The sequence below is a fragment of the Streptomyces triticisoli genome, assembly GCF_003270085.1.
GTDB classification, from domain to species: Bacteria; Actinomycetota; Actinomycetes; order Streptomycetales; family Streptomycetaceae; genus Streptomyces; species Streptomyces triticisoli.
In genome coordinates, this window is the sequence record NZ_QFDQ01000055.1 from 18046 (window position 1) to 33687 (window position 15642).

The 15642-nt window shown below is 71.6% G+C and carries 13 protein-coding genes; 8 read left to right on the forward strand and 5 right to left on the reverse strand.

Annotated elements, in window-relative coordinates; translation table 11 throughout:
* Window positions 1-116: 116 nt before the first annotated feature.
* Window positions 117-1460 carry a tetratricopeptide repeat protein gene (locus tag DEP02_RS10055; protein ID WP_112466991.1) on the reverse strand — a complete coding sequence of 448 codons (1344 nt, stop codon included), beginning with the start codon at window positions 1458-1460 and terminating at the stop codon, window positions 117-119.
* Between the two features lie 631 nt (window positions 1461-2091).
* Window positions 2092-3153 carry a hypothetical protein gene (locus tag DEP02_RS10060; RefSeq protein ID WP_112466992.1) on the reverse strand — a complete coding sequence of 354 codons (1062 nt, stop codon included), beginning with the start codon at window positions 3151-3153 and terminating at the stop codon, window positions 2092-2094.
* Window positions 3154-3286: 133 nt separating this feature from the next.
* On the opposite strand from DEP02_RS10060, the gene DEP02_RS10065 reads away from it, so the two are divergent.
* Together DEP02_RS10065 and DEP02_RS10070 are read left to right on the forward strand one after the other, a co-directional pair.
* Window positions 3287-3742, forward strand: coding sequence for a hypothetical protein (locus tag DEP02_RS10065; RefSeq protein ID WP_112466993.1), 456 nt, complete (start codon window positions 3287-3289; stop codon window positions 3740-3742).
* Window positions 3743-3868: 126 nt separating this feature from the next.
* Entirely contained in the window at window positions 3869-4807 is a 939-nt protein-coding gene (locus DEP02_RS10070) for a hypothetical protein (protein ID WP_112466994.1), read from the forward strand.
* A 149-nt stretch (window positions 4808-4956) separates the two neighbouring features.
* Here the strand turns inward: DEP02_RS10070 and DEP02_RS10075 are convergent, their stop codons facing one another.
* On the reverse strand, window positions 4957-7020 hold the full coding sequence (locus DEP02_RS10075) for a PhoX family protein (protein ID WP_112466995.1): 2064 nt from the start codon (window positions 7018-7020) through the stop codon (window positions 4957-4959).
* Window positions 7021-7298: 278 nt separating this feature from the next.
* Between DEP02_RS10075 and DEP02_RS10080 the strand changes: the two genes are divergently transcribed.
* From DEP02_RS10080 to DEP02_RS10095, 4 genes are all read left to right on the forward strand, one after another.
* Window positions 7299-8891, forward strand: a complete 1593-nt coding sequence (locus DEP02_RS10080) for a VWA domain-containing protein (protein ID WP_112466996.1) — start codon at window positions 7299-7301, stop codon at window positions 8889-8891.
* Between the two features lie 146 nt (window positions 8892-9037).
* Window positions 9038-10753, forward strand: a complete 1716-nt coding sequence (gene metG / locus DEP02_RS10085) for a methionine--tRNA ligase (RefSeq protein WP_112466997.1) — start codon at window positions 9038-9040, stop codon at window positions 10751-10753.
* Window positions 10754-10966: 213 nt separating this feature from the next.
* On the forward strand, window positions 10967-11908 hold the full coding sequence (locus DEP02_RS10090) for an RpnC/YadD family protein (protein ID WP_112466998.1): 942 nt from the start codon (window positions 10967-10969) through the stop codon (window positions 11906-11908).
* 405 nt (window positions 11909-12313) lie between these two features.
* The gene (locus tag DEP02_RS10095) at window positions 12314-12532 is read left to right on the forward strand and encodes a DUF2191 domain-containing protein (RefSeq protein ID WP_112466999.1); all 219 of its coding nucleotides are present in this window, start codon (window positions 12314-12316) and stop codon (window positions 12530-12532) included.
* A gap of 469 nt (window positions 12533-13001) precedes the next feature.
* On the opposite strand, the gene DEP02_RS10105 is transcribed toward DEP02_RS10095, so the two are convergent.
* Together DEP02_RS10105 and DEP02_RS10110 are read right to left on the reverse strand one after the other, a co-directional pair.
* Window positions 13002-13211, reverse strand: a complete 210-nt coding sequence (locus DEP02_RS10105) for a DUF397 domain-containing protein (RefSeq protein WP_112467000.1) — start codon at window positions 13209-13211, stop codon at window positions 13002-13004.
* On the reverse strand, window positions 13208-14083 hold the full coding sequence (locus DEP02_RS10110) for a helix-turn-helix domain-containing protein (RefSeq protein ID WP_112467001.1): 876 nt from the start codon (window positions 14081-14083) through the stop codon (window positions 13208-13210). The genes DEP02_RS10105 and DEP02_RS10110 overlap by 4 nt, the downstream gene beginning before the upstream one ends.
* A 155-nt stretch (window positions 14084-14238) precedes the next feature.
* Between DEP02_RS10110 and DEP02_RS10115 the strand changes: the two genes are divergently transcribed.
* On the forward strand, window positions 14239-14703 hold the full coding sequence (locus DEP02_RS10115) for an ATP-binding protein (protein ID WP_438947745.1): 465 nt from the start codon (window positions 14239-14241) through the stop codon (window positions 14701-14703).
* Window positions 14684-15619, forward strand: a complete 936-nt coding sequence (locus DEP02_RS10120; RefSeq protein WP_112467002.1) for a helix-turn-helix domain-containing protein — start codon at window positions 14684-14686, stop codon at window positions 15617-15619. The genes DEP02_RS10115 and DEP02_RS10120 overlap by 20 nt, the downstream gene beginning before the upstream one ends.
* Window positions 15620-15642 lie beyond the last annotated feature (23 nt).

Genomic DNA, 15642 nt, shown 5'->3' on the forward strand with positions numbered 1-15642 from the left:
CGTACACACGCTGAACGAGGAGACACCCCATCGCGGGTCCACCTGCCCAGACCGGCCCCTCGGGTACCCGCGCGCCTCCCCCGAAAACCTACGGGCCACAGGGCGCTCGCCCGCCGTCACAGCGGCGGCTGGGCGGGGGCCGGACCCAGGGTGGTCGTGCCGGGGGCCGTGCGGTGGCCGAGGCCCGTGCGGTAGGCGTCCAGGGCCGCCTCCACGCGGCCGGTGCGGCGGAGCAGGTCGCCCAGGAGGCGGCACAGGTCGGCGAGGTCACCGGCCGCGCCCGCGCGCTCCAGCAGGCTCAGCGCGCGCACGTAGTGCTCCTCGGCCGCCTCCGTGTCGCGGGCGTCCTCGGCGATGATGCCGAGCAGCCGGTGCGCGGCGGCGGCGTGGACGGCGCCCCGCTCGGAGGAGAGGTCCCCGAGGACCTGCTGGAGCAGCCCGGCGGCCTCCTCCGACTTGCCGCGCCGGTGCAGGACGTCGGCCAGCTCGACCGCGACCTGGCTGGTGTAGAGCGCGGCGCGCTTGGCCGACAGCATGCTCTGCGCGGCCCGCAGCTCCTCCTCCGCGCGCTGGAGTTCGCCGTTCTGCGCGCAGACGTAGCCGCGCATCCAGTGGCAGTTGGCGAGTTCGGTGCGCAGCTGCAGGTGCCGGTAGAGCTCGGCCGCCTTGGCGAGCGAGGCGTCGGCCTCGGCGATGCGTCCCTCGGCGAGCAGGGTGCGGGCCACCGACCGGTGCATCCGGGCCACCAGCGCCGGGTCGCCCGCCCGCGGGGCGAGCGCGAGGGCGAGCTCGGCCGCCTGGGCCGCCCGCACGTGCGCCCCCATGTCCATGTACGGCCCGATGACGCTCGTGTACAGCAGGAGCAGCGCGTCCGGGTCGTGCAGCCCGCCCCGGTTGAGCTCGTCGAGGGTGGACTCGAACAGGTAGACGGCGTACCGCAGCTCGCCCGCCAGGTAGTGGGAGACGGCCCGGCCGCGCAGCGCGGGCACCCGGGCGGGCAGCGGCGCCTCGGCGAGGGCCTGCTCGGACCGCTCGAAGAACCGCCGGCCGCTCTCGAGCTCACCGGTCTCCAGGGCGCACTCGCCGAGCCCGAGCAGGGCCTCGGCCCGGACGTCGGCGAACTCGTGCTCCTCGGCCTCGGCCAGCAGCCGGGCGTACTGCTCGGCCGCCTCGTCGGCCTCCCCGGTGGCGAGCGTGCGCTGCGCCTCGGTCAGCCTGAGCCGCAGGTCGGTGGCGAGGTGGGCGGGGCGCCCGGTGGCGAGCTCCTCGAAGGAGACCCCGAGCCGCTCGGCGACGTGCCGCAGCGCCTCGTCGGAGGGCCGCACCCGGCCCGCCTCGAGCGTGGAGATGTAGGCGGGGGTGTAAGCCGGTTCCGCCAACTGCCGCTGGGTCAGCCCTTGCTCGCGCCGCAACCGCTGCACCCTGCGCCCGATGGTCTCCGGGTCGTCCCGCTTCGCCATGCGGTTCATCATGCCAGCAGACCGGCTTGCGGCGAGCGGTGCGCACTGACCGGAAATCAGCACCGGACCTTCCGCCCATGAGGCCCCAACTCTCCCTGATGCTCTTTCCGTTGGGCCACCCGACCCCCTACTTTGGAAAGCGCGTCAAATCTGCTTGATCCCCCACTGTCGTTGCGAGGTCGGTTGCCGTGCTCGGACGCACTGTCGCGCGCCAAGGACTCGGACTCATCCCCGCACGTCTCGTCAGAGGATTCGGCGCAGCGGTCATGGCCGTGGCCGCCCTCGTCGCGGCGGCCAACGCGGGCCCGGCGCAGGAGCCCACCCCGATACCGGCCCAACAGGTCGCCCAGAGCCGCTAGTTCGTGCTGCCGCGTTTCCGGCCCAGTCCGGCAGTGCCCGCCGCAGCGCTTTGTCCGGCCGACGGGCCGGGTCCGCGTCGCCGGACCGGATCGCCGGACCGGATCGCCGGACCGGATCGCCGGACCGCGTCCCCGGTGAACAGGCAGCCGGGCCGGCCAGTCACGTCTCGGAGCGTGTTACAGGTGCGCTCACCGGTGGGCGACACCGACGGCGCGCCACGGAGGCGCCCCAGGGGCGGACCCGGAGGCGGGCGCCGCCGTGCTCCGTGCCGTCAGCCCTGCGTCTGCAGCTGCCGCAACTGCTGCCGTACGTGGTCCAGCGCGCCCCGGCGCCGACCGGGCACCCGCCCGCGCAACTCCGCGAGCACCGGCCCGAGTTCGCGGGCCCGCCCGGGGTCACGGATCCGTCCCCACTGGTGGTGCGCCCGGTCGACGGCGGCCTCGACCGCCGGGGCGTCGGCGGCCTGCCCCATGGCCAGGCGGGTGGCGGCCACGGTCAGCCAGGCCCGGCAGCTGCGGGCGGCGTCGCCCGCGAACATCGCCAGGTCCGCGCGGACCTCGGCCCAGTGCAGCGCGTCCTCGGAGGCGGCCCCGTGCGCACGGACGGCGTCCTGCTCCCAGCGGGCGGCGAGCGCGTCGGCGTCGCCGTGCCGCCCGGCCTCCACACAGGTGGCGATGGCCGCGTGCGGGTCGGCCGGCGCCGGCCGGGGAGCGGTGAGCACGAGTCCGGGCCCGCCGCCCTCGTCGGCCAGCCGCGTCAGCGCCTGCCGGTGCAGCTCCTGGAGGGGCGGTCGGCGCCCGCTGCGCAGGATCGTCGCCACCGCCTTCATGTACGCCGGCGCCGCCACCGTGCGCCGGGCGGGCGGCGGCGCGAGGCGGCCGTACACCGCGATGTTGCGGCCCGGGTCCAGGGGGCGCCGCCGCAGCAGTTCCCAGCACTCCGCGTCCGCGTGCAGATCGGCCACGACCGTGGTCGTGCCGTCCGGGCGCAGCCGCAGCTCCTCGCGCAGCCAGTGCCAGGGCAGCGCCGTGTAGCGGACGGTCGCCGGAGTGGTGCGGGCCAGCGCCAGGTGGGGCAGGTGCTGGCGGCGGTCCAGCTGGAGCTGGCCGGTGACGAACACGGTCAGCGGGCCGGGGGCCGCCGCGGCGGCGCGCAGCCGGGTGAGCACGGCCTGCGGCTGCAGCGGGTCGACGAGTTCGACGACGGTCGCGGTGTCCGTGCCGGACAGCACCGAGGGCGGTACGGCGGCCAGCACGGGCAGCACGGACGCGGCGTCCACCAGGCGCCCCCTGCCCACGGGCGCGGCCGCGAGCAGCAGCACGGTTCCGGGCATCGTCCCCCCGCGTCGGTGATCCGTCGGTCGCCTGCGACAGGCTCCGAGCACACGGTAACGGCTCCACCGACTTGCCAGGGCCCGTTCCCAGGTGTGCTCTGGTAGGCGGGGGCGAGGAGAGAGGAGCGCTCTCATGGCTCACCCGGTATCCGTGTACGAACGCACCACCCCCGACACCACCCGCGGCAGCACCCGCAGGCCCGACCTGTTCAGCCCACGCGCCCACGCCATCGGCCGGTGGGCGGTGCCGTTCGCGCTGGGACTGATCTACGGCTTCTGGGCGGCGGAGATCCGGCGCGCCGGCGGTCCGGTCACGACCGGGAACCTCGTGTTCGCCGCCGTGACCGTCATCGTGTTCACGGTGGTCCTGGCGGGTGTCCTGACGCTCGGCCGGCGCCTGGGGCGCGAGTTGCACGCCGCGCTCTGGTTCGCCTTCATCGGCGTGGCGTTCGGCTTCCTCTACAGCCAGAGCGGCGAACCGATCCTGCTGTCCGTCGGCCTGTCCCTGCTGTTCGCCGTAGGCGCGGGCGTCACCACCTTCTACTGGTTCTACACGCACGAGGACGCGCGGGGGAACCGCATCACCTGACTCCACCGGGCCCCGCGACCTGTAACCCCCGCACCCCGTGACCCCCCGCCCCCGCAACCCGTCGTAGTCACCCGAACACCCTTCCTCCGCTCGCGGGCCCCCCGCGGGCGGCCTTGGCTGGGACATGTGTCCCGACGCCTGCGAAGTGGTCTGTCAGCCGTACTGATCGTCCTCTCGTGCCTGCTCGTGCCGCTCGGCGTGCTGTCGGCCTGGGCCGCGTACGGCCTGGCCGACACCGGCCGCTACGTCGCCACGATGGCACCGCTCGCCGACGACCCGGACGTGCGGGACGCCGTCGCGGACACCGTCGGGGACGGGATCGTGCGCCGGATCGGCCACGAACTGGACGCCGGTGTGCTGCGCGGCACCGTCGCGCCCTTCGTGCACGACGCGGCGCGTTCCTTCACCCGGACGGAAGCCTTCCGCACGGCGTGGAACGAGGGCAACCGGGCCGCCCACGACGCCGTCCTGCGTGCCCTGCGCGACGGCCGCGGCGAGCGCGGACGCCCGGTCACCGTCGACCTCGCGCCGGTCACCGCCCAGATCAAGGCACGGCTCACCGAGGACCGCGTGCCGCTCGCCGGCCGCATCCCCGTCGAGCACACCGAGGTCGACCTGCTTCCGGCCCAGCAGCTGGGCCGTCTGCAAAAGGGGTTCCACGCGCTCGAAGTCGCCGGTTTCTGGCTCCCGGTGGCGGCCGTGGTGTTCGCCCTCGCCGGCCTCGCCCTGGCCGTCCGCCGCCGCCGCGCGCTGACCGCCACCGCGCTCGGTACCGCCCTGGGCGGCGCGCTCCTCGCCCTCGCCGTCGCCGTCGGCCGCAGCGTGACCCTCGCCGACCTGCCCGCCGAGGTCTCCCAGCCGGCCGCCGGCGCCGTCTACGACGCCCTCACCGCCACCCTGCGCACCACCTCCTGGCTCCTGGTCGCCCTCGGCCTGACGGCGGCCGCCCTGACCTGGCTCACCCGCCGCCGACGCCCGCTCCGCCTCGTACGCCGTCGCCGCACGCCGGAGCCCCCGACCACCCCGCCCCACAACCAGCAGCCGCCACCCCGGGTCCAGGTCTGAGTCCGGGCCCGAGCCCGCTCCGGGACCGCGAACACCCCACCGAAACACCCACGGACGCCCCGCCGAGACACCCGTGAGCACCCCACCGAGACACCCGCGGGTGCCCGGCCGGGGTGCCCACGCCGGGTGGCGTCCTCACACGGGCGTCCTCACACGCCGATGCCGCCCCCGTCCGCCCGCCAGACCGCCACCACCGCGGGCCGCGGCACCCTGCCGGGCCCGTCCGGCCAGGTGCTCGCCGGCTGCTCCACCGACGCCCCGTCGACCTCGCCCGGGTGCTGCACGGCGACGACCACGCGCCGCTCCTGCACGATCGGCCCGCAGGTCTCCGCACCCGCGGGCATGGTCAGGAACTGCTTCAGCTCCCCTCGCCGGTCCCCCTTCACCGCGACGCCGAACAGCCCGTCGTGCGACCCGAGCTGGTTGCCGTCGGTCGCGATCCACAGGTTCCCGTACCGGTCGAAGGCCACGTTGTCCGGGCAGGAGACCGGGCTGACGTGCTCCTTGGGGAACCCGGCGAAGTAGGTCGACGGATCGGCCGGGTCACCGGCGACGAGGAACACCGACCAGTCGAAGCGCGTCGCGTCGGCCCTGTTGCCGCGCTCGGTCAGCTCCAGGATGTGCCCGTGCTTGTTGGCGTTGCGCGGGTTGGCCTCGTCGGCGGGCGCGTAACCCGCCCTGCCCCGGTTGCTGTTGTTGGTGAGGGCGACGTACACCTTGCCGGTGTGCGGCGAGGGCTCGACGTCCTCGGGCCGGTCCATCTTCGTCGCGCCCACCTTGTCGCCCGCGAGCCGCGTGAAGACGAACACCTCCTCGGCGGTCATCCCCGCCACGTGCGAGACGGCTCCCTCCGCGGTCGCCGTGGCCAGCGGAAGCCACTCGCCGCGGCCGTCGAACTCCCCGTCGGCGGGCAGCTTCCCGCTCCCGTCGATCTCCGCGGCGGGCGAATCGCCGGTGAGCCGGGCGACGTACAGGGTCCCCTCGTCGAGCAGCGACAGGTTGTGCTCGCGCGCGGCCCGGGACGACCCCTTCCGCATCCGCTTGCTGCCGACGAACTTGTAGAAGTAGTCGAACCGCTCGTCGTCGCCCGAGTACACGACGGGCCGCCCGTCCTCGGTGAGCCGGACGGTCGCCCCCTCGTGCTTGAACCGCCCGAGCGCGGTGTGCTTGCGCGGCGTGGAGGACGGGTCGTACGGGTCCAACTCGACGACGTACCCGAAGCGGTGCGCCTCGTTGGGCTCCCGCGCGACGTCGAACCTCTGGTCGAACCGCTCCCACTTGCGCTCGGTGGCCCCGGTGCCGATGCCGTAACGCCGGTCGGTGTCCCGGCCGCCGTGGGCGAAGTACTGGTTGAAGTTCTCCTCGCCGTGCAGGGTCGTTCCCCACGGCGTGGTTCCGCCGGAGCAGTTGTTGAGGGTGCCGAGCACCCGGCGCCCGCTCGGATCGGCGGAGGTCTTCAGCAGGTCCGACCCCGCGGCGGGCCCGGTGAGCCGGAACTCGGTGGTGGCGGTCACCCGCCGGTTGAGGTGGTGCCGGGGCACCGCGGTGAGCTTCCCCGTCCTGCGGTCCTCCTCCACCACGACGGCGGACAGCCCGTGCGCGGCCCAGGCGACCTCGACCTGCTGCCGGGTGGGGTTCTCCGGGTCGTATCCCCGGAACATGAGCACCTCGTCGGTGTACTCGTGGTTGGCGACGAGGAGCTGCCGGTGCGGCTCACCCCGCAGGGGCAGCAGGGCCAGGAAGTCGTTGTTGTACCCGAACTGCCCGGCCTGAGCCGCCGCGGTCTGGTGCTCCGGGTCGAAGGCGGGTGCCCCGCGCAGGATGGGCTCGCCCCAGCGGACGACGACGTTCTGCCGGTAGCCGTCGGGGACGGTGACGGTGTCGGCGGTGTTGGGCGCGACGGGCGCGAACCGCAGCCCGCGCGCGCCGGTGGGCTTCTTCCGGGACGGCGCCGGGTCCGCGGGGGCGGCCTCCGCCGGACGGGCCCCGGGGATGGTGGCCGTGCCGGCCGCGACGCCGACGACCGTGGCGGCCCTCAGCACCGAACGGCGCGCAAGTACGCCGGCGACGACATCGCCGACGTACTCGTTGGAGCTGGTGTTGGGTACTTCCTGGAAGCAGGCGTCACCACACCGGAAACGACAGGTCAGGGCGGACCGTCCACCGGGATGCGAGCCGGAGGGCGTTTTGATCAACGGCAGCAGCTTGCGCAATGGTTCTCTCCTCGGGTGCCCGTGATGCCAACGCGAACCGTAGGAACACATATCTGCGATAGCCGGGCGCCAGGATGAACGACAAGTGAACCTGCGGCAGCATCAAGGAAGTTGCCCCGAAGTCGCCGTACGGCGCCGTACACGGGCCGGATACCGCTCTTGACAGCCGCGGCACCGGAGACCCGACCCTGCCCAAGATCGTCCATGGGGGCAGCTAACCTTACGTGTCCGTCCTGGCCAGGGATTGACGGGCTTCAACTCAGCGAAGGGTTGCGCACATGGGCATTCTCACTCTCTTGCGGAACGCGTTCGGCCGGTCACGCAGAGCGAGGACCGCCGAGGCGGAGGGTGCGGCGCAGGCCGCCGAAACGCACGGTGCGGCCGAGGCCACCCCGACGCCGTCCGAGCCGGCCCCGGAGCCGGCCGAGGCCACGACCCCGTCCCCGAAGGTCCCCTCCCCGTCCCCCGAACCGACGCCGAAGCCCACGGCCTCCGTTCCGGAACCCCGCGACGAGCACGACCTCGTCTCAGCGTCCTTCGACAACGTGGCGGTGCCGAAGCCCACCCGCTCTGCGGACCGGCCGGCACCGGAGGGGTCGGCCGCCGAGGAGGTGCCGACGGAAACGCCGTCCGCCGCTGAGGAGACGGCGCCGGAGCCAACTCCGGAAGCGGAGCCGGCCCCCGAGCCGGAGCCCCGACCCGAGGCCGCGGCCGAGCCTGCGACGGAAACCGAATCGGCAGCAGAAGCCGAACCGGCAGCGGAAACCGAACCGGCAGCAGAAACCAAGCCAGTAGCGGAAACCGAACCGGTAACAGAAACCGAACCGGCGACAGAAGAGGACAAGCCGGCGGAAGCAGAGCCCGAGCCCAAGCCGGAGACCGAGGCCGGAAACGTTCCGGAAGCGGCGACCGAGGCGGAGCCTGCGCAGCCGAAGCCCGAGCCCGTCCCGGCCGCGGAGACAGCCGCTCCGGAGCCGGCGGCCACGGCCGAACCCGCAGCCGCCGACGGCGAGGACACCCCACAGGGGCCACCCGCACCCGACCACGAAACCCGCACGGGTGGTGCGGGTGGGAACGACCCCGCCGAAGGCGAAGCCGAGGCGGCCGAACCGGCCCCGCTCCCGGAGGAGACCGCCGAGGCGGCCGAACCGGCCCCGCTCCCGGAGGAAACCGTCGAGGCGGCCGAACCCACCCCGCCGACCCCCTCCGCCACCCCCCTCACCCACGTGCAGTCCCGCGCCCCCGGCCTCACCACCGCCTACAAGGCCGCCGGAGCCGCCCTCAAGAAGCACGACCTCACCGGCACCCGGGCCAAGGTCTACCTCGTCCTGGACCGCTCCGCCTCCATGCGCCCGTACTACAAGGACGGCTCCGCCCAGGCGCTCGGCGAGCAGACCCTCGCCCTCGCCGCCCACCTCGACGCCGAGGCGTCGGTCCACGTCACGTTCTTCTCCACGGAAGTGGACGGCACCGGTGAGCTCACCCTCACCGAGCACGAGAACAAGATCGACGACCTGCACGGCTCCCTCGGCCGCATGGGCCGTACGAGCTATCACGCGGCCGTGGAAGCCGTACTGGACCACCACACGAAGTCGGCGGACGACCCGGCCGCCCCCGCTCTGGTGATCTTCCAGACGGACGGCGCCCCGGACGCCAAGACCCCGGCCACCCAGTCCCTCACCGAGGCGGCGAAGAAGCACCCCACCGTCTTCTTCTCCTTCGTCGCCTTCGGCGAGCACGACAACAAGGCCTTCGACTACCTCCGCAGACTGAAGACCGACACCGCGTCCTTCTTCCACGCGGGCCCGACCCCGCGCGAGCTCACGGACCAGGAGCTCTACGAGGGCGTCCTGGCGAACTGGCGTCCGTGATCCACACGCACCAGGGGCCGCCCCTTCCCGTCCAGTAAAACGGGAAGCGGGCGGCCCACCCGTGTCGGCTACGATTTCAAGGTTCCGTAGACGACCCGAACCCGACGAGATCGTCACCCTCAGCAGCGACCTGGGAGCAGCCCGCGATGGCTCGACACCTCATCACCAGCGCCCTTCCGTACATCAACGGGATCAAGCACCTGGGCAACATGGTGGGGTCCATGCTCCCGGCGGACGTGTACTCCCGCTACCTGCGCCAGCGCGGCCACGAGGTCCTGTACATCTGCGCGACCGACGAGCACGGCACGCCCGCCGAACTGGCGGCCAAGGAGCAGGGCATCCCGGTCGACGAGTTCTGCGCGCAGGCCCATGACGCGCAGAAGGCGGTCTACGACGGCTTCAACCTGGCCTTCGACTACTTCGGCCGCAGCTCCTCCCCGCAGAACCACGAGATCACGCAGGAGATCGCCCGCGAGCTCAAGGCGAACGGGTTCATCGAGGAGCGGGCCATCCGCCAGGTGTACTCGAACACCGACGGCCGCTTCCTGCCCGACCGCTACATCATCGGCACCTGCCCGCACTGCGGCTACGACAAGGCACGCGGCGACCAGTGCGAGAACTGCACGCGGGTCCTGGACCCGACCGACCTGATCGACGCCCGTTCGGCGATCAGCGGCAGCAGCGACCTGGAGATCCGCGAGACCAAGCACCTGTTCCTGCTCCAGTCGGTCCTGGCCGGCGAGGTGGAGGCATGGGTGGACGAGCGGGCCGAGAACTGGCCGGTGCTGGCCTCCTCCATCGCCCGCAAGTGGCTCACCGAGGGCCTGCACGACCGTGCGATCACCCGTGACCTGGACTGGGGCGTCCCGGTTCCGGCGGACACCTGGCCGGACCTGGCCGCCGAGGGCAAGGTCTTCTACGTCTGGTTCGACGCCCCGATCGAGTACATCGGCGCGACGAAGGAGTGGGCGGACCAGGATCCGGAGCACCGGGACTGGCGTTCGTGGTGGTGGGAGTCGGAGGCGGACGTCCACTACACGCAGTTCATGGGCAAGGACAACGTGCCCTTCCACAGCGTGATGTTCCCGGCGACCCTGCTGGGCACCCGCGCGCCGTGGAAGAAGGTCGACGTCATCAAGGCCTTCAACTGGCTCAACTACTACGGCGGCAAGTTCTCCACCTCGCAACGGCGCGGCGTCTTCACGCACGACGCGCTGGAGATCCTCCCGGCCGACTACTGGCGCTACTTCATGATGGCGAACGCGCCGGAGTCCGACGACTCCTCCTTCACCTGGGAACACTTCACGGCCACGGTGAACAAGGACCTGGCGGACACCCTGGGCAACTTCGTCAACCGGGTGCTGTCCTTCTCCCGCAAGCGCTTCGGCGACGAGGTCCCGGAGGGCAGCGAGCCGGGCGAGGCCGAGGCCAGGCTCGGGGAGGAGATCGCCCGCCTCCTCGCGGAGTACGAGGAGCAGATGGAGGCCATCCAGTTCCGCAAGGCGGCGGCCGCGCTGCGCGCCCTGTGGTCGGCGGGCAACTCCTACCTGGAGGAGAAGGCCCCCTGGCTGGAGATCAAGACCGACAAGGAGGGCGCGGCCCTCACCCTGCGCACCGCGATGAACCTGATCCACCTCTACGCGGTGGTCTCGGAGCCGTTCATCCCGGCCTCGTCGGCGGCGATGCGCGCGGCGTTCGACCTGCGGGACGACACGGCCACCTGGGTCACCCAGGAGGAGGCGACCTCCCTCACCACCCTCACCCCGGGCACCCCCTTCACGGTCCCGCCGGTCCTCTTCACCAAGCTGACGGACGAGGACCTGGAGACGTACAAGGAGCGCTTCGGCGGCGAGGAGCAGTAATCCTGGTTCCACCCCTCGGACGACCCCACGTTGCCGATACAGCCGTGGGGCCGTCCGCTTCCCGGCGGGTGTCGTGCTTCCACGGCCCGCGTCAAGGTTCACCTGAAGGCGCCGCAGCACGACTGCCGGGCTGAACGTTCACTCACTTCCCGAAAGAGTGAACACTCTGGATCTCCCGGGCAGCCCGCTCCTTGGGCGACCTAGGTTGCACACATGGTCACATCGACACACGAGGCCGCACACCGGATCTTCCAGGAGCATCCGGAGGTCCTCGCCCCCGTCTTCAAGGCGCTGGGCCTGCCGCCGCCGGCGAAGGCGGACATCGCAGCGCTCTCACCTGACGCCACGGAGCTCCGTCCCATGGAGCGCCGTGTGGACACGGTGCTCAAGGTGGAGCCCTCCGAGGGGGACGGCTTCATGGTCGCCGTCGAGATGCAGACGAAGCGCGCCCCGGACAAGGGGGCCAACTGGGCCTATTACGTGGCGTACATGCGCGCGAAGTACGACCTTCCCGTGCTGCTCGTCGCCGTCTGCAAGAACCGGTCCACGGCTTCCTGGGCCGCTGGACCCTTCGAGTGCCGCGTCGGTCCCTGGGCGACCCAGGTCACGCGTCCGTTCGTCCTCGGGCCGGACACGATTCCGGAGATCACGGACGAGTCGATGATCGTGCGGGAGCCCGCGCTGGCGACCATCGCGGCCATCGTGCACAGCGAGAGCAAGCACATCGCCGCCATACTGGACATGCTGGCCCGCGGCATGCGGTCCTTCGACAAACCGACGGCGAAGTACTGGTGCGAGTTCCTGGAAGTCGGCCTGGAGGACACTCCGGCCAGAGAGACATGGAGAGGACTGCAGAAGATGGTCGCCACTTACTTCCCCGGCCGGGGAACCCTCTTCGAGGAGACGTACCTGAAGGGCAAGGCGGAAGGCAAGGCGGAAGGCGAGGCAGCAGGCAAGGTCAAGGGCAAGGCCGAGGACATCCTGCGCGTACTGGAAGTTCGAGAACTCGCGATCTCCGACAACGTCCGCGAACGCGTCACCGCCTGCACCGACCTCGACACACTCACCGCCTGGTTCGACCGTTCCCTGACGGCCGCCAAGGCCGAGGACATGTTCAAGGAGGACCCGGAGTCCGCCACGGACACTCCCGCATGAAAGGACACGCCCTGGCCGGCCATGCCCGCCCGGATCTGCGGGAGATCGTGGAGAGTCAGGAAGCGGTCGCAGCACTTGTCAGGGCCATCCGACTGGACGCCAGGAAAGCGCTCGCAGATCACAGCGCACACCTCGACCGGGCCCGGCAAGCCTCTCCATGCCATGTCCGTTGTGACGTCGGGTCCATCTCAAGGCGCCCGGAGTGGGCCCTGCGTCGCACTCGTCGGGATCATGGGTACCCAAGGGCTTGGCAGAGGGAGAGCAGGATGGTCGGGTGAACGGTCGCGCCCTTCGCTGTTCACCCGACCCCCTGTCCAAGATCCGGGCACGCATCACACCTGCCCCGGCCGGCGCGGATTGATATCAGCTTGGTGCTGATACATAAGCCTGACTGCGGGAGGTCTCATGTCCAGGACTCTGGCCGACATCGACGACGACAAGCCGGCCTTCGCTCAGCGGCAGCTCGGCACCAGGACCGAACGGGAGACCATCGACCGCGCGCTGACCACAGCGTCCGCGATCAGCGCCGACGACCGGGCACGTGCCCTGCGCCGGCTTCAGGAGAACGCCGACGCGTTCCTGGACTTCGATGTCCTTGAGGACAGGGAACGGGCGGGCCTGTGACCTACCTGGCCGACACCTCCGCCGTGTGGCGGCTGCCGCGCGGGAAGCTCGGCTCACCGTGGCCCAGTCACGTGGCATGAGGACTGGTCGCCATCTACCCACCCGTCGAGGCCGAACTGATGCCCGGCCTGCGCTCCGACCGGGACTACGAGCCCTTCTTCACCATGCTCGGCCAGACCTTCGGCTGGGTGCCGGCACTCGACGATCCCTGGCCGAAGGTCGTGGAGGTGCAGCGGGACCTGGCGAAGATCGGCCACCATCGCGACCCTTCCCCCATGGACATCCTGATCGCTCTCACCGCCGAGCAACACCACTTGACCGTTCTCCATGTCGACGACGACTTCGCGGCCATCGCCAAGGTGAGACCAGACATCCCCACGGTCCGGGGGAAGCACGAAGCAACTGACCCAAGACACCACAGCACCCCGCACCCGGTGACAACCAGGAGCGGGGCACGTGCCGCTGAGGGTCAGCTTTCCGAGGCGTACATCACGAAGTGGGCCCAAGCGCCGGGCCCGAGCGCGAGCCGAGGGCCCTCGATGTTCTTGGAGTCACGGACGTGGATGGTGCAGGGCGCTGTCGCGATCTCGACGCAGGAGTTGCCATCAGGGCCGTCGCTGTAACTGCTCTTGAACCAGACCAGCTCGGAGGCGTCCCCGGCAGAGGCCTTGCGGATCATGTTTCTCCCAGCACTCGCTCGATGAAGGCCAGCGACTCCCGCGGCGTGAGAGCCTGCGCACGGATGGTCCCATACCGCAGCTCAAGGATCCGCAACTGCTTCGGATCCGAAGTCGGCCGGCCATTGAACGCACCGTCGGAACGACCCGCCGCCGTGCCGTCGGCGAACTTCAACACCTCGATCCTGCCGTCCAGCCCAGGGTGGGCCCCTGCGCTCGTCGGCATCACTTGAAGCGTGACGTTGCGCAACCGCCCCGCCTCCAGCATGTGTTCGAGCTGCTGACGCCACCCCATTGTGCCCCCAACCCGTCGGCGTAGCGTCGCCTCTTCCAGGACGAAGCTGAGAGCCGGAGCAGGTGACCGCTCGAAGATCGACTTTCGGGCCATCCGAGCCTCGACCAAGCGCTCCACTTCCTCTTCCGAGTACGGCGGTTGCCAGGCCTCGAACAAGGCTCGCGCATGCTCCGGTGTCTGCAACAGGCCGTGGATGCTGAGCCCGACGTACACCCCGATCTCAACCGCTTTGGCCTCAAGATCAGCCAGCGCCCGCACGCTCTTCGGGTACCGGACCTTCCTCACGTCCTCCCAGGTCGCCGAGATGAGCCCACCCGCGCGCAGCACCTCGTCGGCCTTGTCCAGGTACTCCTCCCGCGGGATCCTCTTCCCGCCCTCGATCTTGTAGACCAGGTCCTCCCCGTACCCCATCGCCGCCCCGAACTCGGCGGCCCGCATCCCCACCGCCTCCCGCCGCAGCTTCAACTGCCGCCCCACGGTGGCAATCACCGCGACTCCCCACTCGTCATCCGGGTCCACCTCCCACCCCGGCTCGTCCGCCTCGCCCCCGAGCCGTACCGCCCCGCCGTCCACCGACATGCCGCACCCCTCCCTAGTCCCGCGCCGCACCGCGACGCCCTACCCCTACCAACGGTGCCGACGGCCCGGACAGCACCGGACAAGCAGCCGACAGTCACCGCACGCAACCGTTCAGTCACTCCTCACGGTAGGTGTGCTCGGCCACTCTGAGTGACGTGAATCAGGAAATCGCCGACCTCACGGCCGAGCAGAGCGTCCAGTTCCCCAACTTCAGCGTGCTGCTGTCGTCCACACGGCGCGGGGCCCGTCTCGCGCGTCTGCTCGCCCAGGCGCAGCTGCGCCGCTGGGGGCTGCCCACGGAGCCCGCGAACCTTCTCGTGGCCGAGCTGGCGGCCAACGCCATCACGCACGGCCGCGTTCCCGGACGCGACTTCCGGCTGACGCTCCACCTGATCGGCGACACGCTGCGCATCGAGGTCACCGACACCCGCGGTGACCGGCTCCCCGCACCCCAGCAGCCCGCCTCGGACGCCGAGTCGGGGCGCGGCCTGCTCCTCGTGGCCGCGCTCGCCGACCGCTGGGGCGTGGCCGATCGGCCCCCGGCCGGGAGTAGCAATCCCGATCGAGGGCCTGACCACCGAGGAAGAACGGACCTTCCTGATGGATACCCACGACCCTAGCGTGCCCCCGCACTCCCAGTCAGCCGTTGCCGCCGACGAACCCCACTCCCGGGCGAATCCACGCACCTCTGCCCGCCCGCGTGCCTACGGCGTCACGCACGAGAACACCCGCCACACCACCCGCTTCACGGTGATCGGCAACCACCTCGCCCAGTACCCCGAGTTGTCGGGGCTCGCCATCGGGCTGGCGGTGCACATCCAGTCCCTTCCCACCGGTGCCCCCGTCGACATCAAGACCCTCGCCAACCGCTTCCCGGAGGGCCCGACCCGGATCGCCGCCGCCCTGCGCGAGCTGGAGACCCACGGCTACCTGCGCCGCACCCGGGAGCGCACCGAGACCGGCCGCATCGTCACGCGCACCGTCTCCTGCAACCAGCCGGGCCGTCACCGCGACGCGCCCGAAGCGGAACCGCCGAGGCCCCCGACCCGCCGCGCGGCCACCGCCCCGCAGCAGAAACCCGAACGCCGCCGGGCCCTGCCCGCCGTACCGAAGCCCGTGTACAGCTCCCCCGCCCTCCTCCAAACAGCCACCGAGGTCCTCGCCGGCCTGCGCCGCACGGACCCCCGCCTACTCCTCTCCGCCACCGACGCCGAGCACCTCGCGCCCGGCGTCGCCGCCTGGCTGGAACGGGACCTCACCCCCACCGCCGTACGCCACGCCCTGACCAGCGACCTGCCGGCGGAGCCCCTGCGCCGCCCTGCCGCCCTCCTGGCCCACCGCCTCACCGCCCAGCTCCCGCCCCTGCCACCGTTCCGCGCCCCCGAGCCGCCCCCGCCCGTCCGGCACCCACTCCGCAACTGCGACACCTGCGACCGCGGCTACCGGGGCCCCGACCCACACAACTGCCAGGGGTGCGCGTCAACGAAGCAATTGTCCGGAACCGTCAGCGCCCCCGAAGCCGCCCCGGCAGGATGACTCGTACCGCCCTGCCCCGACCA

Excerpts from the sequence above, each read along its gene's own strand:
- DEP02_RS10080 (WP_112466996.1), top strand. The coding sequence starts at position 7,299 with ATGGGCATTCTCACTCTCTTGCGGAACGCGTTCGGCCGGTCACGCAGA.
- DEP02_RS10095 (WP_112466999.1), top strand. The coding sequence starts at position 12,314 with ATGTCCAGGACTCTGGCCGACATCGACGACGACAAGCCGGCCTTCGCT.
- DEP02_RS10105 (WP_112467000.1), bottom strand. The coding sequence starts at position 13,211 with ATGATCCGCAAGGCCTCTGCCGGGGACGCCTCCGAGCTGGTCTGGTTC.
- DEP02_RS10090 (WP_112466998.1), top strand. The coding sequence starts at position 10,967 with ATGGTCACATCGACACACGAGGCCGCACACCGGATCTTCCAGGAGCAT.
- DEP02_RS10060 (WP_112466992.1), bottom strand. The coding sequence starts at position 3,153 with ATGCCCGGAACCGTGCTGCTGCTCGCGGCCGCGCCCGTGGGCAGGGGG.
- DEP02_RS10120 (WP_112467002.1), top strand. The coding sequence starts at position 14,684 with ATGGATACCCACGACCCTAGCGTGCCCCCGCACTCCCAGTCAGCCGTT.
- metG (WP_112466997.1), top strand. The coding sequence starts at position 9,038 with ATGGCTCGACACCTCATCACCAGCGCCCTTCCGTACATCAACGGGATC.
- DEP02_RS10055 (WP_112466991.1), bottom strand. The coding sequence starts at position 1,460 with ATGGCGAAGCGGGACGACCCGGAGACCATCGGGCGCAGGGTGCAGCGG.
- DEP02_RS10110 (WP_112467001.1), bottom strand. The coding sequence starts at position 14,083 with ATGTCGGTGGACGGCGGGGCGGTACGGCTCGGGGGCGAGGCGGACGAG.
- DEP02_RS10065 (WP_112466993.1), top strand. The coding sequence starts at position 3,287 with ATGGCTCACCCGGTATCCGTGTACGAACGCACCACCCCCGACACCACC.